This is a genomic window from Streptomyces sp. NPDC047061 (assembly GCF_040643955.1).
Lineage (GTDB): Bacteria > Actinomycetota > Actinomycetes > Streptomycetales > Streptomycetaceae > Streptomyces.
In genome coordinates this window covers 87237-106564 of the sequence record NZ_JBEYVI010000034.1, presented here as the reverse complement: position 1 = coordinate 106564, position 19328 = coordinate 87237, and the positions used below count along the sequence as shown (strand labels likewise).

Genomic DNA, 19328 nt, shown 5'->3' with positions numbered 1-19328 from the left:
GTCGCGCAGTTCCCCGCGCCCCTTACGGGGCGCTGCCGCTCAGCCGCGCCCCGCGCCCTCCCGGGCGCGCGGCTTCACCTGCGTGAGGGCCGCTCCCGCGAGGACGATCACCGCTCCCACCGGCGTGCTCCAGCGCAGCGACTCGCCCAGCACCGCGACCCCCGCCGCGGCGGCGATGACCGGGATGAAGTACGTGACCATCTGGGCGGTGGTCGGCCCCACCTCCGCCACCAGCCCGTACTGCACGAGTACCGCCAGCCCCGTCCCCAGCGCACCCAGTGCGGCGATCGCCAGCAACGGGACCAGCGCGAAGTGCGCCGGGAAGGATGTGAACACCGGTGTCACCACGGCCAGTTGAACCGTCGCCAGCAGCAGCTGCGCCCCGGTCATCGCCAGATGCGAGTCACCCGTCCCGGCCAGCGTCCGCCGGACGTAGATCCAGCCGATCGGATAGCTCAGCGAGGCCAGGAGCGCCATCGCGGTCCCCGTGACGTCCAGGCCGTGGAAACCCTCCCAGGCTCCCAGCACCGTCAGCACCCCGATGAACCCCAGTCCGAGTCCGGCGAAGCGCACCCTCGTCGGGCGGTCCTCCGACAGGGCCACCAGCGACAGCACCATCCCCCACAGTGGCGAGGTCGCGTTGCAGATCCCCGCGAGTGTGGAGGGGATCGTCAGCTCCGAGTAGGCGAAGAGGGAGAAGGGCAGCGCGTTGAGCAGGAACGCGGCGACCGCCAGGTGACCCCAGGTGCGGGCCCCGCGCGGCAGCCGCTGCCGCTTCACGGCCATCGCCGCCGCGAGCACCGCCGTACCGAACACCAGGCGTCCCAGGGTGACCTGGAAGGGGGCGTAGCCCTCCGTCCCCACCTTGATGAAGAGGAAGCTGAAGCCCCAGATCAGCGACAGGGCGCCGAAGCGCAGGCGCCAGTCGAGGCGGGGGCGGGCGGGGCCGGCGGCCAGGGCCGGCTCGCTGGTCGCGGTGGTGGTGACGGTGCTCATGCCCTCCACCATGCGGGAGCCGACCTCGTAGCACAATCGAGACTTCCCCCCGGGTACCTCTTAGAATCGCTTACATGTTGAACCTGGAGCGCCTGCGCACCCTCGACGCCCTCGCCCGGCACGGCTCGGTCAGCGGCGCCGCCGAGGCCCTGCACGTCACGACGTCGGCGGTGTCGCAGCAGATGGGCAAGCTGGAACGCGAGGTGGACCAGCAGCTCCTCGCGAAGAACGGCCGGGGCATCCGGCTCACCGACGCCGGCCGGCTGCTCGCCGAGCACGCGGCCCGGATCCTCTCCCAGGTCGAGCTGGCCCAGTCCGACCTGGAGGCACACCGGGGCCAGGTCGTCGGCGAGCTCAGGCTGTCCGCGTTCCCGACGGCCGCCCGAGGCCTGTTCCCGACCGCACTCTCCGCCCTGCGCACCCGGCACCCGGCGCTGCGCGTCCGCTCCAGCGAACTGGAACCGGAGAACGGCATCGCCGGGGTCGTCCGCGGCGACCTCGACCTCGCCGTCGTCCTGGACTGGTACAACAAGCCGATGCCGGTGCCCGACGGGCTGGTCAAGGCGCCCCTGCTGGACGACCCCGCCGAGGTGGCGCTGCCGGCCGGGCACCGGCTCGCCGGCCGCGAGGAGGTGGACCTGGGGGAGTTCGCCGAGGACGAGTGGATCACCTGGGGCGAGGGCGAGTTCTGCCACGAGTGGCTGATGTTCACGCTCCGCTCGCGCGGCATCGAACCCATCGTCGGACACCGCGCGGCCGAGACCCACACCCAGCTCAACCTGGTCGCGGCCGGGTTGGGGGTCTGCATCGCCCCGCTGCTGGGCCGCCACCCGGTGCCGGACGGCATTGTCATGGTGCCGCTGAAGCAGCGGGTGCGCCGCCACGTGTACGTCGTCTGGCGGGCCGACGCCGACCGCCGCCCGTCGATCCGGGCGGCGGTGGAGGCCCTGCGCGGCGCGGCCGAGGCGATCGCCTGAACCGGCCCCGGACCTGCCCCCCCGAACCGCCTTACGCGGAGCCCAGCTTGCGGAAGTCCCAGGAGGCGATCTTTGTCGGGGTCAGCCGCGCCCAGGCGTGCCGGCCGTCGTGCGGCATCTCGTCCAGGCCGAAGTTCTTACGGGCGAACACCGTCTCGACGTAGTCGAGTTCGGCGACCAGTTCGCCGGTGCGCGGGACCTCGCCCACGAACTCGACGGTCCCTCTCAGCTCCACGCCGCGCAACTGGTCGTACTCCTCCCCGGAGTCGACCACGACGGCCACCCGCGGATCGCGGCTGAGGTCCTTCCAGCGCTGGCTGCGCACCACCGAGTACAGCCACAGGGACGTGCCGTCCCAGGCGAACCACAGGGCGCTGACGTGCGGGGCACCGGACGCCGATACGGTCGCGACCCGGCAGGTGCGTTGTGTGGTGAGGAACTCGTCCAGCTCACCGGGCGTCATCATGATCTTCCGGCCCCGGCGCTGAGTGACGGTCATGCGGCCCCCTCGTCTCTTCTTCCGTTCCCGCGCGATGGCGGTTAGTGTCACCCGCCCCGCACCAAGGCGGAAGGGGGCGTCATGCCGTCGTCGTCCGAACGGCTCTCGGAACTCCTCGACCCCGTGAGCACCGTGCTGCTCACCGTCGAGTGCCAGCAGGGTGTGGTGGGCCCGGACAGCGCGCTGCCCGAACTCGCCCGTGAGGCAAGGACGTCGGGGGCGCTGGGCAACATCGCCCGCCTCGTCGCCGCCGCGCACGACACCGGTGTCCAGGTGATCCACGCGATCGCCGAACGCCGCCCGGACGGCCGGGGCGCGAACCGCAACGCCCGCCTGTTCCGCGCCGCCGAACGGCTGCCCGTCCAGCAGCTGTCCGGCACGGCCGCGGTCCGCGTCGCGCCCCCCATCGAGGTCTCGGAGGAGGACCTCGTCGTACGACGGCTGCACGGCCTGTCGCCGATCCAGGGCACCGACGTCGACCCGCTGCTGCGCAACCTCGGCTGCCGCACCCTGGTCGTCACCGGTGTCTCGGCCAACGTGGCCATCCCGAACACGGTGTTCGACGCGGTCAACCGGGGCTACACGGCCGTCGTCCCGGCCGACGCCATCGCGGGAGTGCCCTCCGAGTACACCCCCGCGATGGTCCGCAACACCCTCGCATTGGTCGCTACGGTCGCGACCACGGACGAGGTGCTCGGCTGCCTCAAACAACCGCGCCGGCGGTCCTGAGGATCAGGCCAGCGTTATCTGGTCGCCGGAGACCGTGATGTTCGCGGCCGTCAGACCCGTGGTCGCCGGGCCCTGCTTCACGCTGCCGTCCGCGATGGCGAACTTGCTGCCGTGACAGGGGCAGACGATCTCGCCGCTCGCGATGCTCGTCACCGCGCAGCCGGCGTGCGGGCACTTCGTCGAGAACGCCTTGTACGTGCCCGCCGTCGGCTGGGTCACGACCACGGCCTGGTCCTTGTAGATCGTGCCGCCGCCCTCGGGGATGTCCGTGGTCTTGGCGAGCGCGGTGCCGCCGGCCGCGGCCGTGGAGCCGCCCGCCGAGCCGTTGCTGTCCTGGGTGGTGGAGCCACCCGCGTTGTTGTTCGTGGTGGTCGTGCTCGACGAGTCGTCGGACGACCCGCAGGCAGTCAGCGCGGCGGCGAGCCCCGCCGCTCCGGCCGCCGCCATGACGGTACGGCGGCCCGGTCCGGCTGAGGGGTTGAGCGGTGCGCTGGTCATGTGAGGGGTTCCCTTCCGCGGAGCTTCTCGTTGATCTGTCCAGGGGTACGGTCTTCGCGCACCACCTGTTCAGACGGCATCCAGATAGTGACCACCTGGACATGAGGCTTCGGTAAAACGGCGCTGTCGGTTCGCTGTCGGTCTTGACCTGCGGCGCAGCGGGACAGGCGCGCCACGGCACCGTGCGCCGACCTGTCTGCCGACCTGTCTGCCGTCGCTGCCGCGTTCGGTTACTCGGAACCGCTCTCCCGGACGGGCAGGAGGACCATCAGGGACAGCTTCTCGTCCTGGGCGTCCGCCAGTTTCAGACAGTCCAGGTCGATGTGGCCGAGCCGCGGGTGCCGCAGCTCCTTGCGGGTGGCGGTGAATCCGCTGACGCTGCGCTCGTCCCACAGTTCGCGGAACGCCTCGGAGGAGTCCAGCAGCGACTCCAGGAGCGCGGGGCCGCGCGGATCGTCCGGATACCGGGCGAGGGCCACCCGGAACTGGCCGACGAGGGACCGCGCCTCGCCGGGCCAGTCGACGAACAGTCCGGAGCCGCGCGACTGGGCGAAGGTGATCCAGAGGATGTTCCGCTCGTCCGCCGTCCGCTGGTCGAGGCCGCCGAGCAGTTCGGCGTACGCGTCGTTGTACGCCAGCAGGTCCCACCACGGGTTCATCACGTAGGCGGGCTTCGGGGAAAGCTCCCGCACCAGCCGCTCCAGGAGGGGATCGACCTTCGCGGGTGCCGGACCCGTCGGCGGCGGCAGCAGGGCGGCCAGGGTGAACAGGTGCGTGCGCTGCGGCCCGGACAGGCGCAGTGCGCGGGCCAGGCTTTCGATGACCTGCCTGCTCACGCTGATGTCGCGGCCCTGTTCCAGCCACGTGTACCAGGTGACGCTCAGCCCGGCGAGCTGTGCCAGCTCCTCGCGGCGCAGTCCCGGGGTGCGGCGTCGCGGCCCGGACCGGAAGCCCGCCGCCGCAGGGTCGGTCGCCTCCCGGCGGGCGCGGAGGAAGGCGCCGAGTTCGTCGCGCTGGACCAGGTCGGTCATGAGGCACCGGCGGCATCGGCGAGCAGGGCCTCGGACACGTCCCACAGCCGGCGGGCGTTCTCCGGGTCGACGGCGTACCGGGCGACGCCGTGCAGTGTGCCGGTGCGCCGGTCGACCACCCCGGCCTCGGCGCAGTCGTCGAAGTAGCGCCCGCCCACCCCCTCCAGCAGCGGCGAGACCGCGAGGAGCACCGAGGTGGCGGCGCCCTGCTCCACCGTCTTCATCCGGTCGGCCGCCACCCGCCCGCCGCTGCCCCCGATGTGCCGCTGGAGGCTGGTCACGACGGCCCCCGGCATGAGGGCGTTGGCGGTGATGCCCGTCTCCGCCCCGAGCCCGGAGGACGCCCCGGTGACCAGTGCCCGGCGCCCGGAGAGGTCGATGCCGGCGGCCGCCTCGGCCGCGGTGCTGGAGAAGCCGAAGGGGGTGGTGATCATGCCGAACTCCTCTTGATGCGGTGGTTCCTCCCACTCACCGTAGGAGCCTCGATGACCATGACGCCAACGAGACTTGGGAACAGGTGGTATGCGCTGACGTCATGGACGGGACCCGCGCGACCACCGGCTGTGTGCGGTCGCCCGCACGGCGTGGACCGGGGGTTCCCGGCCTGCTGTCACGCTCGGTCACTATGCTCACTTCGGACCGGAGAACACCCCGGTCGCCGACTGCCTGGTTGAGAAGCTGGATGGCCTGGGAAAATGCTGCGAGAAGTCACCGCGACCCGCTACATCACGCCCCTGCGCGAGGGTGGCTCGCTGCCGGGGCTCGTCGAGGCCGACGACTTCGGGACGTACGTCCTGAAGTTCACGGGCGCGGGGCAGGGCCGCAAGACGCTGGTCGCCGAGGTCGTCTGCGGTGAACTCGCGCGCCGGCTCGGGCTCCGGATGCCCCGGCTGGTCACCGTCGCACTGGATCCGGTGCTGGGGCTCGGCGAACCCGAGCAGCAGGTGCAGGACCTGCTGCGGGGCAGCGGCGGCACCAACCTCGGCATGGACTTCCTGTCCGGCGCCCTCGGGTTCGACCCGCTCGCCTTCGCGGTGAGCCCCGAGGAGGCCGGGCGGATCGTCTGGTTCGACGCGCTGATCAACAACGTCGACCGCTCCTGGCGCAACCCCAACCTGCTGGTCCACCGCGGCGACCTGTGGCTCATCGACCACGGCGCCACCATGATCTGGCAGCACAACTGGCCGTCGGCCGAGGCCTCCGCCGCCCGCCCGTACGACGCCGCCGACCACGCGCTGAGCCGGTTCGGCCCCGATGTCCGTGCGGCCGCCGCCGAGCTGGCGCCCCGGGTCACCGAGGACCTGCTCGCCGAGGTCACCGCCGAGATCCCGGACGTCTGGCTCGCCGCCGAGCCGGGCTTCGACACCCCCGACGAACTGCGGCGCACCTACGCGCGGCCGCTGCTCGCCCGGGCCGCCGTCATCCACGAACGCATCACCGGCATCGAGGGGGCCAAGTGAGCGAGACCCATATCTACATGGCCGGACATGTGACCGAGCGCCACATCACCCGGGCCGGCCAGGGCGGCGACCGCGACGTCTTCGAGTACGCCCTGCTGCACGTCGTACCCCGAGTGGAGCGCGGCGAGCGCATCAACGCCGGCGTGATCGTGTACTGCCGGGCCAAGACCTACGTCGGCGCCCGCACCCATCTCGACGAGGCCCGGCTGCTGGCCCTGGACCCGGACGCGGACGTGGCCGGGGTGCGGGCCGCGCTCGGGGCGGTGGAGGACGTCTGCGCGGGCGGGGCGGCGGCGGGGCACGCGGCCGGCGACGACCCGGGGCGGCGCTTCCGCTGGCTGGTCGCGCCCCGCTCCACCGTCGTACAGCCGGGCCCCGTGCACACCGGGCTCACCCTCGATCCGGCCGCCGAGACGGAGCGGTTGCTGGACCTCCTGGTGAGGTAATGGATCACACCGCGCGGTGCAGCGTTGACACCGCGTGCCAGGGCTTCTAGCGTCACGTCTGTCGAAGGTACTAAGCGGTCGCTCACTGTCCGGCCGGGTTCTCGATCAGGTGTTCTCAAGGGCGAGGAGAAACAGCAATGTCCAGCACTGAGCAGCGGGTGGCCGTCGTCACCGGTGCCGCGCGGGGTATCGGCGCCGCCACCGCCGTACGACTGGCCGCCGAGGGGCGCGCGGTCGCCGTGATCGATCTCGACGAGGCCGCCTGCAAGGACACCGTCGAGAAGATCACCGCGGCCGGCGGCAGGGCGATCGCGGTCGGCGCCGACGTCTCCGACGAGGCCCAGGTCGCCGCCGCGATCACGCGGGTCGTCGAGGAGCTGGGCGCCCCGACCATCCTGGTCAACAACGCCGGCGTGCTCCGCGACAACCTGCTGTTCAAGATGTCCGCGTCGGACTGGGACACGGTCCTGAACGTGCACCTGCGCGGCTCCTTCCTGATGACCAAGGCCGTCCAGCAGCACATGGTCGAGGCCGGCTGGGGGCGCGTGGTCAACCTGTCCTCCTCCTCGGCGCTCGGCAACCGCGGCCAGGCCAACTACTCCGCCGCCAAGGCCGGTCTGCAGGGCTTCACCAAGACCCTCGCCATCGAGCTCGGCAAGTTCGGCATCACCGCCAACGCCGTCGCCCCCGGCTTCATCGCCACCGAGATGACCAAGGCCACCGCCGACCGCGTCAAGATGGGCTTCGAGGAGTTCAAGGCCGCCGCCGCCACCCAGATCCCCGTGCAGCGCGTCGGCGAGCCCGAGGACATCGCCAACGCCATCGCCTTCTTCACGAACGAGGCCGCCGGCTTCGTCTCCGGCCAGGTCCTGTACGTGGCCGGCGGACCGCTCGACTAGCAGACCACCGGGGAACCTGAGGAACACTGACATGACTGAACTGCCCGAGCTGTCCGGCAAGGTCGCCGTCATCACCGGCGCGAGCCGCGGCATCGGCTACGGCGTCGCCGAGGCGCTGGTCGCCCGTGGCGACCGGGTCGCCATCACCGGCCGCAACGAGGACGCCCTCAAGGAGGCCGTCGAGAGCCTCGGCGCCGAGCGCGTCATCGGCATCGCCGGCAAGGCCCACGACCTGGCCCACCAGAGCGAGGTCGTCGAGCGCACCATGGCGGCCTTCGGCCGCGTCGACTACCTGGTCAACAACGCCGGTACCAACCCGGTGTTCGGCCCGATCGCCGACGTCGACCTGGACGTGGCCCGCAAGGTGTTCGAGACCAACGTGGTCTCGGCCCTCGGCTTCGCCCAGAAGACCTGGCACGCCTGGCAGAAGGACAACGGTGGCGCCATCGTCAACATCGCCTCCGTCGCCGGTCTGTCGGCCTCGCCGTTCATCGGCGCGTACGGCATCAGCAAGGCCGCGATGATCAACCTGACCCAGCAGCTGGCGCACGAGTTCGCCCCCGGCGTCCGGGTCAACGCGATAGCCCCCGCGGTCGTCAAGACCAAGTTCGCCGAGGCCCTGTACGAGGGCCGGGAGGCGGAGGCCGCCGCGGGCTACCCGCTCAAGCGGCTCGGCGTGCCCTCCGACATCGGTGGCGCCGCCGCATTCCTCACCTCGGAGCAGTCCGACTGGATCACCGGCCAGACGCTCGTCGTCGACGGCGGCATCTTCCTCAACGCCGGCATGGCCTGACGGACCCTCGGGCGTCGTTTTCGTCACAGATATTTGCCACATGTGTGAGGAAAACGGCGCCCGCGCGGTCGTACGGGATCCGCACAGCCATTTGACAACGTCGTCATAGCACATTCGATCAACGCCCGTGTTTCCGGGGTGCTTCAAGGCGCGCAACGCTGCGGTAAGGTCTGCCGCCGACCCCTGGTATGGCGGATCGAGGAGTGCGCGCGTGTTCAACCGGAACCGAGGGCTGCGAAGAGTTGCCGCGGTCGCGTCCATATCCCTGGTGGCCGGGTGCGGTGTGTTCTCCAGCAGCAGTACCGGCAACAGCGGGCCGATCGTCGTCGGAACGACCAGCGCCCCCAGCACCCTTGACCCGGCGGGATCGTGGGACGGCTCCTGGGAGCTGTTCCGGAACGTGTACCAGACCCTGCTCGCCTACCCCGACGGCGCCACCACCCCCCAGCCCGACGCCGCCCGGAAGTGTGCCTTCACGGACTCCGGCGACCGCACCTACCGCTGCGAACTGCGCTCCGGCCTGAAGTTCGCCGACGGCGACACACTCGACGCCGAGGCCGTCAAGTACTCCATCGACCGGATCCGGAACATCAACGCGCCCAGCGGCCCGGCCGGACTGCTCGGCAGCCTCGACCGGGTGCAGGCCGTAGGCGACCACGAGGTGGTCTTCCACCTCAACAAGGCCGACACCACCTTCCCGTTCGTGCTCGCGACCCCCGCCATGTCGATCGTCGACCCCGACGACTACCCCGCCCACTCGCTGCGCAAGGACGACTCCGTGCACGGCTCCGGGCCGTACACCCTCAGGTCCTACGACGACGGCAAGCGGGCCGAGCTGGTCCGCAACGACAACTACCAGGGCTACGCCGACCGGCAGAACGACGCGGTGACCATCCGCTACTTCCAGGACTCGGCCACCATGGTCAAGGCGCTGCGCTCCGGGGACATCGACGTCACCTACCGCGGACTCGCCGCCTCCGACATCGTCGCCCTGCAGGCGCACACCAACACCTCCGGCCTGCAGCTGATCGACGGCACCGGCACCGACATCAGCTACCTGGTGTTCAACCCCGCGGACCCGTGGGCCAAGCTGCCCGCCGTGCGCAAGGCCGTCGCCCAGCTCGTCGACCGCTCCGCGATCGCCCACACCGTCTACAAGGACACCGTCGACCCGCTGTACTCCATGGTCCCGGCGGGCCTGACCGGCCACACCACCGGCTTCTTCGACGACTACGGCGACCCCAGCACCTCCAAGGCCCGCAAGATCCTCGCCGACGCCGGCATCACCCAGCGTGTCCCGCTCACCTTCTGGTACACCACCGACCGCTACGGGTCCGAGACCGGCCAGATGTTCCAGGAGCTCAAGCAGCAGCTGGACGACTCCGGGCTGTTCACGATCACCCTGAAGAGCCGGCCCTGGAAGACCTACGTCGTCGGCTACCAGAAGGGCGAGTACCCGGTGTTCGGCCGCGGCTGGTTCCCGGACTTCCCCGACGCCGACAACTTCATCGCCCCCTTCGTCGGCGAGCAGAACGCCCTAGGCACGCCCTACCCGTCACACGTGATCACCGGCAAGCTGCTGCCGCACTCCCGCAGCGAGAGCGACCGCGGCGAGGTCGTCAAGGACTTCGAGGAGGCCCAGCAGATCCTCGTCAACGACGCCCGGCTGATCCCGCTGTGGCAGGGGCGGCAGTACGTCGCGGCCAGCGACGACGTCTCCGGCGGCGAAAAGGCCCTCGACCCGTCGACGATCATGATGATGTGGGAGCTGCACCGCAAGACCAGCTGGTGAAACCGCCGTCCGGCACCGGTTGTCAGTGGTCGCCTGTAGGTTTTTCGGTACCAGCAGGATCTGCAAGTGACCACAATTCGTGAGGACGTTGACGTGACCGACACCGCCATGCTGCCCGAGTCCTGGCGCGGGGTTCTGGGCGACGAGCTGCAGCAGCCCTACTTCAAGGAGCTGACCGAGTTCGTCGAGGAGGAGCGGGCGAAGGGCCCCGTCTACCCGCCGCGCGAGGAGGTCTTCGCCGCGCTGGAGGCCACGCCGTACGACCAGGTCAAGGTGTTCATCCTCGGCCAGGACCCCTACCACGGCGAGGGCCAGGGCCACGGCCTGTGCTTCTCCGTTCGCCCCGGGGTGAAGATCCCGCCGTCCCTGCGGAACATCTACAAGGAGATGCGCGAGGAGCTGGGCTGGGAGAAGGCGCCCGACAACGGCTACCTGATGCCGTGGGCCAGGCAGGGCGTGCTGCTGCTCAACGCGGTCCTCACGGTCCGCGCCGGTGAGGCCAACTCGCACAAGAACAAGGGCTGGGAGAAGTTCACGGACGCGGTGATCCGCGCCGTCGCCGAGCGGCCCGACCCGGCGGTCTTCGTCCTCTGGGGCGGCTACGCGCAGAAGAAGGCCCGGCTGATCGACGAGACCCGGCACGTGGTCATCCAGAGCGCGCACCCGTCCCCGCTCTCCGCCGCGAAGTTCTTCGGCACCCGTCCGTTCACCAAGATCAACGAGGCGGTCGCGGCACAGGGCCACGAGGCGATCGACTGGACGATCCCCGACCTGGGCTGAGCACATACAGAGGGCGCCACCAGCCCCCACCGGCCGGCGGTCCGCCGCCGGCCCGTGGTCCCACGGCGCCGCCTGACGAGGAAATCCGGCGGCGCCGTCTAGCGTCGGCACCACACAACGGCTTACAGCCCGGAGGGCCCCGTGGCGGAGCGACAGGAGCGTACGGCGCCCGATGCCGTGCTCACGCGGATCGGGCAGGTCGTGATGCTGCACCACGCCGGGGACCGTGAGGAGGCCCGCCGGCGCCTGCTCGACCTGTGGACGGAGATCGGCGAGCACGGCCGGCCGCTGCACCGCTGCACCCTGGCCCACTACCTGGCCGACACCCAGGACGACCCGTCCGACGAACTCGCCTGGGACCTGAGGGCGTTGTCGGCGGCCGACGAGGCGGAGGGAGCCGTGGGTCTGCGCGGCTTCTACCCCTCGCTGCATCTGAACCTCGCCGCCGACTACGTGAAGCTCGGCCGCACCGAGGCCGCCCGCAGCCATCTGCGGCGGGCCCGCGGCGCGGCCGCCGCACTCGGCGACGACGGGTACGGCGACGGGGTCCGGGCCGCGATCAGCCGCCTGGAACTGCGACTCGGCGACGACGGGGGTGACGCGGGCGGTCCGGGCGGTCCGGGCGGTCCGGGCGGCGAATCCTGGGGCCCGCCGCGACAGCGCCCGGAGTAGGAGCGGGAGTAGGAGGCGGTCCGGCCCGGACAACCGGTCCGCCCCGGCCGGTGTCTCACCGCCCGTACGTCTGTTCGCAGATCCGGGCCTGCGGGCTGTCCGCGGTCCAGCCGCCGTACTGCTTGCCGAGGGCGCACACGTCCGGGGCCTTCGGGACGGAGTGGGAGAGGTCGGGGAGGCCGCTCTCCGAACGGTGCGGCCGCTGTGCGCTGTGCTGGTGCGGGGTGGCGGCGCGTGGGCCCGCCGGGGCGCGGTGCTGGGCCGGGGGAGGGGGCGCGGGGGCATGCGGAGCGGCCGGTGCGGCCTGGTGGGCCGGCCGGGACGGGCCGACCATCTCCAGGGCCTCCTTGGCCGGCGCCTGCACCACCCGCGGCTCGGAGCTGCCGTCCGGGCGGGGCACCGACGGCAGCGAGGGCGCCGCACCCGGAGGCGGGCCGGGCGCCGCCGGACGCTGGACCGTCACGCAGCCGGAGAGGGCCGAGACGGTCACGGTGACCAGGAGCGCTGCGGTGGTCGTCGTTCGATGCACCCGCGCAACTCTGCTGGCTCGGCGCGGGCGTTGACACTGTTGACAGGACTTTGGTGCCCCGCACGGGTGATCTCGTGCCCCGTACGAGGGGCAGGCGGGTGCGAGGCTGACGTCAGTCGCCGGTCGCGCCGTCGATCCGCTCCCGGATCAGATCGGCGTGGCCGTTGTGCCGGGCGTACTCCTCGATCAGGTGGGTGTGGATCCAGCGCAGGTTGAACTGCTCGCCGGTACGGCGGTGGCGACCCTTGGAGAGGTCGTCGAGACCGAAGCCGGCCGCGGCGCGCCGGGCGGTCTCGATCTCGGCCTGCCAGGCCGCGTACGCCTCCTGCCAGGTGTCCGCCTCGGCGAGGTGGAAATCGCCGTCCGGGTCCTCGTCGCTCCAGTAGCGCGGCGGCGCCTCCTCACCGGAGAGGATCCTGCGGTACCAGTGCCGCTCCACGTCCGCCATGTGCCGCACCAGCCCCATCAGGGACAGCGGGGAGGGCTCCACGGAGGCGGTCCGCAGCTGGGCGTCGGTCAGGCCCTCGCACTTCACCGCCAGGGTCTGCCGGTGGAACTCCAACCAGCCCTCCAGCATGGTGCGTTCGTCGGCGTAGACGTCGGGTGCACGGCGTTCGGTCGTCATGCCCGGCATCCTGGCCCACCCCGGCCGATCCCACCACGGATTATCGGCCCGTATGCTTCCGCACAGGCACGCGTAGGCAACCGCTAGGGGAGCGCCAGTGAAGGTCGGCTGCATCGGACTCGGCGACATCGCGCAGAAGGCGTACCTGCCGGTGCTGGCCACCCAGCCGGGACTCGAACTCCACCTGCAGACCCGTACCCCCGCCACCCTCGCCAGGGTCGCCGACAGCCTCCGCCTGCCCGCCGGCCACCGGCACGCGACCCTCGACGACCTCCTCGCCCAGGATCTCGACGCCGCCTTCGTGCACGCGGCCACCGTCGCCCACCCCGAGATCGTCACCCGGCTGCTGGAGGCGGGCGTACCGACGTACGTCGACAAGCCCCTCGCCTACCGACTGGAAGACTCCGCGCGCCTCGTGACCCTGGCCGAGGCGCGGAACGTGTCGCTGTCCGTCGGCTTCAACCGGCGCCACGCCCCCGGCTACGTGCAGTGCGCCGACCACCCGCGCGAGCTGATCCTGATGCAGAAGAACCGCATCGGGCTGCCCGAGGAACCCCGCACGATGATCCTCGACGACTTCATCCACGTCGTCGACACCCTGCGCTTCCTCGCCCCCGGCCCGGTCGAGGACGTGACCGTCCGCGCCCGGGTCGTCGACGGACTGCTGCACCACGTGGTGCTCCAGCTCGCCGGGGACGGCTTCACCGCGCTCGGCGTGATGAACAGGCTCAGCGGCTCGGCCGAGGAGATCCTGGAGGTCTCCGGGCAGGACACCAAGCGCCAGGTCCTCAACCTCGCCGAGGTGATCGACCACAGGGGGCAGCCGACGGTGCGGCGGCGCGGCGACTGGGTGCCGGTCGCCCGGCAGCGCGGCATCGAGCAGGCCGTCCTCGCCTTCCTCGACGCTGCCCGCGCCGGGAAGGTGCTCAGCGCCCGGGACGCACTGGCGACCCATGAGCTGTGCGAGCAGGTGGTACGAGAGGTTCTCCGGCACCCCGGCGCAGCCTGACCGTCCGCAGCCCCTCGGTCAGGCAGTAGGCGGCCAGCACCAGCAGCGCGCCGTCCACCGGCCAGTCGCCGTACCGCACGAACGGGGTGACACCGCGGGCGACCGGCACCTCGTAGACCCGGGCGGTGCTCGCGTCGGTGCCGAGCCAGGGCCCGATGCGCTCGCCGCCCGGGCCGTAGACGGCGGAGACCCCGGTGAGCGTGGCGTGGACCATGGTGCGGCCGGTCTCGGCGGCCCGGAGCGCGGCCAGCGAGGCGTGCTGCTCGGGGGCCCAGCTGTCCTGGAAGGTGGAGGTCGACGACTGGCCGATCAGCACCTGCGCACCGTCCTGGGCGAGATGCCGGCTCATGTCGGGGAACGCCGTCTCGAAGCAGACCATCGGGCCGACCCGCAGGCCGTGGCCGACGTCCATCACCACCTGCTCGGTGCCGCGCCGCCGGTCCTCGCCGGCCGCCTTGCCGACCGAGGTGGCCCAGCCGAGCAGGGAGCGGGCCGGTATGTACTCGCCGAACGGGACCAGGCGCATCTTGTCGTACCGCTGCCCGGTCGGGCCGTCGGCGCCCACCAGGAGGGAGCTCTTGTAGATGCCGGGCCGGTCGGAGCGCCGGGCGTCGACGTTGACCAGGATGTCCGCGCCGGTCTCCCGGGAGAGGGCGGCGATCCGCCGCGCGAGATCGGGCCGGTCCCCGAGGTCGTACCCCACGCTGCTCTCGCCCCAGACGATCAGGTCCGGATGCTGGCCGGCCAGCTGCCGGGTCAGCTGCTCCTCCCGGTCGAAGCGCCGGTCGCCGCTGTCGCCGCCGTCGACGATGCCGGGTTGCACGATCGCGATCCGGACGTGGCCGTCGACGTCCGGGCGCGGCGACCACACCCAGGCCGCGGAGGTCGCGGCGGCCGTGGCCACCAGCGAGGCCACCGCGGGCATGCGTGCCTCCCGCACGGATATGAGCACGGCGATCGCGACATTGACGGCCACCACCAGGAAGCTCAGCAGCCACACCCCGCCGACCGAGGCCAGCCGCAGCGCCGGCGTCACCTGCCATTGAGTCGCGCCGAGCATGCCCCACGGCCCGCCGAGCCCCTGCCAGGACCGCGCCAGCTCCACCATCAGCCAGCCCGACGGCAGCACAAGCACCGCGACCGCGGCCCGCCCCGGCGACGGCACCCCGCCCAGCAGCCGGCGGGTCACCCAGCCCCAGGGCGCCCAGAGCACGCTCAGCAGCCCGGCGATCAGGAAGATGAAGACGTGCAGGCTCGGCAGCAGCCAGTGGTGCACGGCGACCATGAACCCGAACCCGCCGCACCAGCCGTCGAACGCCGCCCGCCGCCCGGTCGGCGCCGAGCGTGCCAGCAGCAGCCAGGGGACCAGCGCGACATAGGCGAGCCACCACAGCGACGGCGCCGGGAAGGCCAGCACCGGCAGGGCGCCGGCCAGCGCCCCGACGCAGGAACGCCGCCACGGGGAGGTGAGCCAGCGTTCGACGGTCCTCATCCATCGCCTCCTGCCCGCGGGTCCTTCCAGTGTGCGGGACCGGGCGGGATCTCCGACAGGGGGTACGGGAGCGGGCTCAGTCGGGGACGGCCACCGCACGCGGGTCCGGCAGTCGGCGCCACCTCTCCTCGACGACCACCTGGCGCAGCCGCCAGCCGTCCCGGGTGCGCAGGAACGCAAAGGAGTAGCGGCCGCCGCACACGAAGTCCGGGGCGGTGGAGGTGCCGTCGCCGCCGGCGAAACGCATCGGGTTGACGTAGTCGGCCCGCAGGTGGGCGGTGTCGCCGGTGTCGTGGTCCAGGATCCCGAACCGCACCCGGCGGTTGACGATCAGATGCTGCCGCATCGAGAAGAGCGTCAGGTTCTCCGCGAGCCACCCGGCCACCTGCCCGGCATCGCCCTCGATCCCGCCGGCGGAGCGGTAGTCGGCCCGTCCGCCCGCCGCGAACAGCTCCCGGTACGCCGTCCAGTCGCCGTCGTCGACGGCCGCCGCGTACTCGGTGACCACCTCGTCCACGGCCAGCCGGTCCATCACGGTCGCGAGCTCCACACGCTGCGTCATCGGCTCAGTGTTGGGCACGCGGCGGGCGGAGCCAAGGGGTGTGGCCGATCTGCGGGCGATATTCCCGGATGTTCGGTGGTGTTCGAAGCGACGTCGGCAGACCGGTGCGGCGGCGTCGGCACGAAGGGCCGTGCCTTCCGGCATTCAACGAGATGCGTCTGATTCGACAAACCTCGGACGGCCAAGCAGCATGGTTCCAGAGGGATCTTGCACAATGTGGGCCTCTGGGCAACGACAGCGCAGTCGGCCGACCGTTGACGCGACTGATCCACCCAAGCGTTGAGGCAGATATGACCGCACCTGATCTCGCCTTCAAATCCCCGAACGTGAAGACCACAGCTTCCGTGCACATCGCCCTTCTGGGCGGCTTCGACCTCGTGGTGAACGACACTCCGGTACTGGTTCCGGTGGGTTCGAAGCGACTCCTGGCATTCATCGCCCTCAATTGCCGCGCCTCCGTTCCGCGCGCTCTCATTGCAGGCAGTCTCTGGTCCAGGGCCTCGGAACAGTGCGCGTACACGAACCTGCGAGCGGCGTTGTCCCGGCTGCGCGGCCTCGGCAGGAGGGCCCTTGACGTCTCTCCTGCCGAGGTGCGCCTCGCACGTGACGTCGCGGTGGACTTCTACCAGGCCCGGTCCCTGGCCCAGCGCATCCTCGACCCGTGTGTACCGCACGAGTCGCTGCACGTCAGCACGGCGACCGTCGACCAGTTGTCCGCGGACCTGCTGCCCGGCTGGTACGAGGAATGGGTGGTGCAAGAAGCGGAGCACTGGCGACAGTTGCGACTCCACGCTCTGGAGGCCCTATCGGAGGCGTTCATCGCGACCAGGGAGTTCGCCGGGGCAGTCTCCGCCGCCCAGGCGGCCGTTCAGGCAGATCCTCTGCGGGAGAGCGGTCAAGCGACTCTGATCCGGGCCTACTTGGCGGAGGGCAACCGGTCCGAGGCCGTGCACCACTTCGACAGCTATGCTCAACGCCTTCGCGACGACCTGGGCCTGCGTCCCTCCCGGCGCCTGCTCAAGCTCGTGGCCGCCATGCAGCGGCCCATGCCGTGAAAGTCTTCGAGCCCACCCATCGCAGGAAGCTCGTGGGCAGGAAAACAGCATCGGCGAACACCATGGCCAACGAGAAGAACGGCAGGCCGCAGATCACCGCGATCGATACGTGCTCCGCCATCAGAACGGGGAGCAGCACGTTCTTCACCCGGCGGTTGAGGAGTGTGAAGGGGAAGGCGACCTGCAGGATCACTGTGCCGTAGGTGATGGCCGTCACCATCAGCCCGCTGCTGTCGAGGACCTGGGAGAGCGGGGCCCACGGCCTGAAGTAAGCCAGATTGAGGGGGTAGTGCAGGGCGGTTCCATCCTGCCAGCGTGGCCCCTGGATCTTGTACCAGCCCGCCGCCGCGTAAAGGATGCACACCTGCGCGGCGATGACCAGCATCGCCGCGTTGTGGACCAGGTTGGCCGTCGTGTCCAGCAGGGTCCGCACCTCGGAATCACCTCGCCGCCCTGTCCAGAACCAGATGGCCTGGGTACACCACATTCCCCAGAGGAACAGCGCCCAGCCCCAGGAAAGCCGCCCGAATCCGGTGGCCTGTGCGACGGCGAGGGCCACGCCGAGAAACACCCAGAGGCCGACGGCCACGGGATCGCCCGCACGCGGGTTCGGGGCAGCCGAGCGGTCGCTGTGCCGGGCGTCCAGGGACCAGACCTTCCCGCACCGGGTGAACACAAGGTAGCTGGCGATCAGATGCATGAGGGTGTCGCCGCCGTCCCCCAGGAGCACGTTCCGGTTCAACAGCGACAGCACACCGACCATGAACAGCAGGGACATGGTGCGCGTGTGCCATCCCAGGAGCATCCCCAGACTCGCGGCGATCGCACCGTGGTAGACGAGTTCGAACCACAGCCTGCTGTCCGACCAGGTCAGTACGGTGAACGCCCCGTTCCAGGCGATCAGACGCTGGGCGAGATCGAAGGACCACGGGCTGGTGGTGCCATAGAGTTCCAGCCGGTGCGGCCACTCACGGACGAGGTAGAGCATGAAGGTCAGCGAGAAGCCGATCCTGACCACTGCCGCCTGGTAGGGAAAAAGTGCCCTGCCGGTAATGTTGTTCAGAGATCTGACGATCTCTGTGTCGAGTTTCTTGCCTATGCCTTTGAAAGGTGATGGGGCCGGGGCTGTTTCCGTGTCGACGGTCAACGGAAGTCCTCCTTGGAGACCGGCCACCACGGCAGCGTCTGGTCGGTGGTCTTCGTATCGGCGATCTCGTCGCTCCATCTGGGTGGAGTGATGGGGGTGTACTTCGCGGAGATCTGCACCCGGACCACCTGGCCGCCGAACTGTCCGAACCGCCCGGAGCCCAGGCGGCTTGCCGCGATGCGACGAACGTAGATCTCCGACAGTTGGCCCTGCAAACCGATGGCCATGCCTTTGTCGTCATGTGTTCTGGTGTAGAAGTCCCAGGCCTGGCGCAGCAGGTTCTGGTAGGCATGGCTGGGTGCCGGATTGTCCTGGATTCTCGCGATGTCCTGCGCGGTCAGGGACACCCAGTTCGTTATGTGCTGAGAGCCGTTTGCCAACAGCACGTCCGCGCGCGCGTGTACGGTGATGTTCCCCTGGAGGGGATTCGGGGCGAACAGTTTCCAATTCTGGTCGAACTCCGGGTATATATAGCCGTTGACCAGTTCCCGGTGCCGGTTGCTGATGGTGTTCGACGGGGCCAGGTAGAGGAATACCAGGAGCAGGTGGACTGCGACCGTCATGGTCACCACCACGACCACCACCGCGAGGACAAGGCGCGAGGGCAGCGACAAGGGCCCGTTCGGCCCGGAGGGCAGCACGTCGGTCGAGGGCTTTCCCCGGGTTGGCGCATCTTCCAGGGCAGGCTCGTCCGCAGCCTTTTCTGGCTCCACGATGCTCCTCTGGTCTGGCGTTTTGGACATGCGGCAGCCGCGCGGGTGAATGACTTGCTGTGGGTGAAGTATTTCGAGGCCAGCCTAAGCACTCGTATTGCCGAACAGGTTCTTCTGTTCGACTGAATGGGGTGCTGCCGTCACGCCGGGGTCACGCCGGATCAACGCCACGGTCATGGCGGCTGCGCCAGGTTGGGGGAAGGCACTGAACCGAGTCTTGAGGAGGGATCATGGCTGCGCGCAAGTGGAGGCATGTACCGCGGGTCATCGGGGCCACGTATCTGGCGGCTGCCCTCGTCGGAACGGCCGGCGTGATGGCCGTCGGGACGACACCAGAGGCAGCGAATGCTCCAGCAGTGTCACCGAATCTTGCGCCGGCCTTGCTCTGCAGAGTTGTCATACGGGACGGCAAGCTCGTCGTGGTGGACGTGAAGACCGGGAAACAGGTGAGCTCGAAGTTCTGCAATTTCGGAGTCGGAGGCGGTACCGGAGGAACCACGGGCGGCGGAGGCAGCACCGGCGCCACCACCACCGGCGCCACCACCACGACAACGGGCGCCACCAGCACGACCGGCGCCACGACAACGGGCGCCACCACCACGACGACCGCCGGCGGCGGCACGG

At 70.5% G+C, this 19328-nt stretch carries 23 protein-coding genes; 12 read left to right on the top strand and 11 right to left on the bottom strand.

Going from position 1 to position 19328, the window contains the following annotated elements; translation table 11 throughout:
• Window positions 1-39 precede the first annotated feature (39 nt).
• Window positions 40-1032, bottom strand: a complete 993-nt coding sequence (locus ABZ887_RS36810) for a DMT family transporter (RefSeq protein ID WP_361299547.1) — start codon at window positions 1030-1032, stop codon at window positions 40-42.
• Window positions 1033-1070: 38 nt separating this feature from the next.
• Here ABZ887_RS36810 and ABZ887_RS36805 point away from each other — a divergent pair, with 38 nt between their 5' ends.
• The gene (locus ABZ887_RS36805) at window positions 1071-1973 is read left to right on the top strand and encodes a LysR family transcriptional regulator (RefSeq protein WP_361299544.1); all 903 of its coding nucleotides are present in this window, start codon (window positions 1071-1073) and stop codon (window positions 1971-1973) included.
• Between the two features lie 31 nt (window positions 1974-2004).
• On the opposite strand, the gene ABZ887_RS36800 is transcribed toward ABZ887_RS36805, so the two are convergent.
• Complete coding sequence (locus ABZ887_RS36800; RefSeq protein WP_361299541.1) at window positions 2005-2472, bottom strand: pyridoxamine 5'-phosphate oxidase family protein; 468 nt, start codon at window positions 2470-2472, stop codon at window positions 2005-2007.
• Between the two features lie 81 nt (window positions 2473-2553).
• Between ABZ887_RS36800 and ABZ887_RS36795 the strand changes: the two genes are divergently transcribed.
• On the top strand, window positions 2554-3201 hold the full coding sequence (locus ABZ887_RS36795) for a cysteine hydrolase (RefSeq protein WP_361299538.1): 648 nt from the start codon (window positions 2554-2556) through the stop codon (window positions 3199-3201).
• 3 nt (window positions 3202-3204) lie between these two features.
• Here ABZ887_RS36795 and ABZ887_RS36790 read toward each other — a convergent pair whose 3' ends face one another.
• The 3 genes from ABZ887_RS36790 to ABZ887_RS36780 all read right to left on the bottom strand — a co-directional run bounded on the left by ABZ887_RS36790 (window position 3205) and on the right by ABZ887_RS36780 (window position 5164).
• Window positions 3205-3699 (bottom strand): Rieske (2Fe-2S) protein, encoded by a 495-nt coding sequence (locus ABZ887_RS36790; RefSeq protein ID WP_361299535.1) that lies wholly within the window; start codon window positions 3697-3699, stop codon window positions 3205-3207.
• Between the two features lie 230 nt (window positions 3700-3929).
• The gene (locus ABZ887_RS36785; protein WP_361299532.1) at window positions 3930-4730 is read right to left on the bottom strand and encodes a helix-turn-helix transcriptional regulator; all 801 of its coding nucleotides are present in this window, start codon (window positions 4728-4730) and stop codon (window positions 3930-3932) included.
• Window positions 4727-5164 carry a hypothetical protein gene (locus ABZ887_RS36780; protein ID WP_361299529.1) on the bottom strand — a complete coding sequence of 146 codons (438 nt, stop codon included), beginning with the start codon at window positions 5162-5164 and terminating at the stop codon, window positions 4727-4729. The genes ABZ887_RS36785 and ABZ887_RS36780 overlap by 4 nt, the downstream gene beginning before the upstream one ends.
• Window positions 5165-5425: 261 nt before the next feature.
• Between ABZ887_RS36780 and ABZ887_RS36775 the strand changes: the two genes are divergently transcribed.
• From ABZ887_RS36775 to ABZ887_RS36745, 7 genes are all read left to right on the top strand, one after another.
• A complete protein-coding gene (locus ABZ887_RS36775; RefSeq protein ID WP_361299526.1) occupies window positions 5426-6190 on the top strand; it encodes a HipA family kinase in 765 nt (254 codons plus the stop codon).
• Entirely contained in the window at window positions 6187-6636 is a 450-nt protein-coding gene (locus ABZ887_RS36770; RefSeq protein ID WP_361299523.1) for a DUF3037 domain-containing protein, read from the top strand. Before ABZ887_RS36775 ends, ABZ887_RS36770 begins: the two co-directional genes overlap by 4 nt.
• 137 nt (window positions 6637-6773) lie before the next feature.
• Window positions 6774-7535, top strand: a complete 762-nt coding sequence (fabG, locus tag ABZ887_RS36765) for a 3-oxoacyl-ACP reductase FabG (RefSeq protein ID WP_360251140.1) — start codon at window positions 6774-6776, stop codon at window positions 7533-7535.
• Window positions 7536-7566: 31 nt separating this feature from the next.
• Window positions 7567-8328, top strand: coding sequence for an SDR family oxidoreductase (locus tag ABZ887_RS36760; RefSeq protein WP_361299520.1), 762 nt, complete (start codon window positions 7567-7569; stop codon window positions 8326-8328).
• 211 nt (window positions 8329-8539) lie between these two features.
• Window positions 8540-10120 (top strand): ABC transporter substrate-binding protein, encoded by a 1581-nt coding sequence (locus ABZ887_RS36755; protein WP_361299516.1) that lies wholly within the window; start codon window positions 8540-8542, stop codon window positions 10118-10120.
• 93 nt (window positions 10121-10213) lie between these two features.
• On the top strand, window positions 10214-10900 hold the full coding sequence (gene ung, locus ABZ887_RS36750; protein WP_361299513.1) for a uracil-DNA glycosylase: 687 nt from the start codon (window positions 10214-10216) through the stop codon (window positions 10898-10900).
• 141 nt (window positions 10901-11041) lie between these two features.
• The gene (locus ABZ887_RS36745) at window positions 11042-11572 is read left to right on the top strand and encodes a hypothetical protein (protein ID WP_361299510.1); all 531 of its coding nucleotides are present in this window, start codon (window positions 11042-11044) and stop codon (window positions 11570-11572) included.
• Window positions 11573-11627: 55 nt separating this feature from the next.
• Here ABZ887_RS36745 and ABZ887_RS36740 read toward each other — a convergent pair whose 3' ends face one another.
• On the bottom strand, window positions 11628-12101 hold the full coding sequence (locus tag ABZ887_RS36740; protein WP_361299507.1) for a hypothetical protein: 474 nt from the start codon (window positions 12099-12101) through the stop codon (window positions 11628-11630).
• Between the two features lie 112 nt (window positions 12102-12213).
• The gene (locus tag ABZ887_RS36735) at window positions 12214-12726 is read right to left on the bottom strand and encodes a DinB family protein (protein WP_361299504.1); all 513 of its coding nucleotides are present in this window, start codon (window positions 12724-12726) and stop codon (window positions 12214-12216) included.
• Window positions 12727-12823: 97 nt separating this feature from the next.
• On the opposite strand from ABZ887_RS36735, the gene ABZ887_RS36730 reads away from it, so the two are divergent.
• The gene (locus ABZ887_RS36730; protein ID WP_361299501.1) at window positions 12824-13735 is read left to right on the top strand and encodes a Gfo/Idh/MocA family oxidoreductase; all 912 of its coding nucleotides are present in this window, start codon (window positions 12824-12826) and stop codon (window positions 13733-13735) included.
• On the opposite strand, the gene lnt is transcribed toward ABZ887_RS36730, so the two are convergent.
• The gene (lnt, locus tag ABZ887_RS36725) at window positions 13653-15227 is read right to left on the bottom strand and encodes an apolipoprotein N-acyltransferase (protein WP_361299498.1); all 1575 of its coding nucleotides are present in this window, start codon (window positions 15225-15227) and stop codon (window positions 13653-13655) included. The two genes, ABZ887_RS36730 and lnt, sit on opposite strands and share 83 nt — an antisense overlap.
• A gap of 76 nt (window positions 15228-15303) precedes the next feature.
• A complete protein-coding gene (locus ABZ887_RS36720; protein ID WP_361299495.1) occupies window positions 15304-15789 on the bottom strand; it encodes a nuclear transport factor 2 family protein in 486 nt (161 codons plus the stop codon).
• A 290-nt stretch (window positions 15790-16079) separates the two neighbouring features.
• On the opposite strand from ABZ887_RS36720, the gene ABZ887_RS36715 reads away from it, so the two are divergent.
• Window positions 16080-16844, top strand: a complete 765-nt coding sequence (locus tag ABZ887_RS36715; RefSeq protein WP_361299492.1) for a BTAD domain-containing putative transcriptional regulator — start codon at window positions 16080-16082, stop codon at window positions 16842-16844.
• Here the strand turns inward: ABZ887_RS36715 and ABZ887_RS36710 are convergent.
• Both ABZ887_RS36710 and ABZ887_RS36705 read right to left on the bottom strand, forming a co-directional pair.
• Window positions 16807-17991, bottom strand: coding sequence for an HTTM domain-containing protein (locus ABZ887_RS36710; protein ID WP_361299489.1), 1185 nt, complete (start codon window positions 17989-17991; stop codon window positions 16807-16809). The two genes, ABZ887_RS36715 and ABZ887_RS36710, sit on opposite strands and share 38 nt — an antisense overlap.
• On the bottom strand, window positions 17988-18704 hold the full coding sequence (locus tag ABZ887_RS36705; protein WP_361299486.1) for a DUF5819 family protein: 717 nt from the start codon (window positions 18702-18704) through the stop codon (window positions 17988-17990). Before ABZ887_RS36705 ends, ABZ887_RS36710 begins: the two co-directional genes overlap by 4 nt.
• Before the next feature lie 230 nt (window positions 18705-18934).
• On the opposite strand from ABZ887_RS36705, the gene ABZ887_RS36700 reads away from it, so the two are divergent.
• A partial coding sequence (locus tag ABZ887_RS36700; RefSeq protein WP_361299484.1) for a hypothetical protein occupies window positions 18935-19328 on the top strand: 394 nt, incomplete at its 3' end.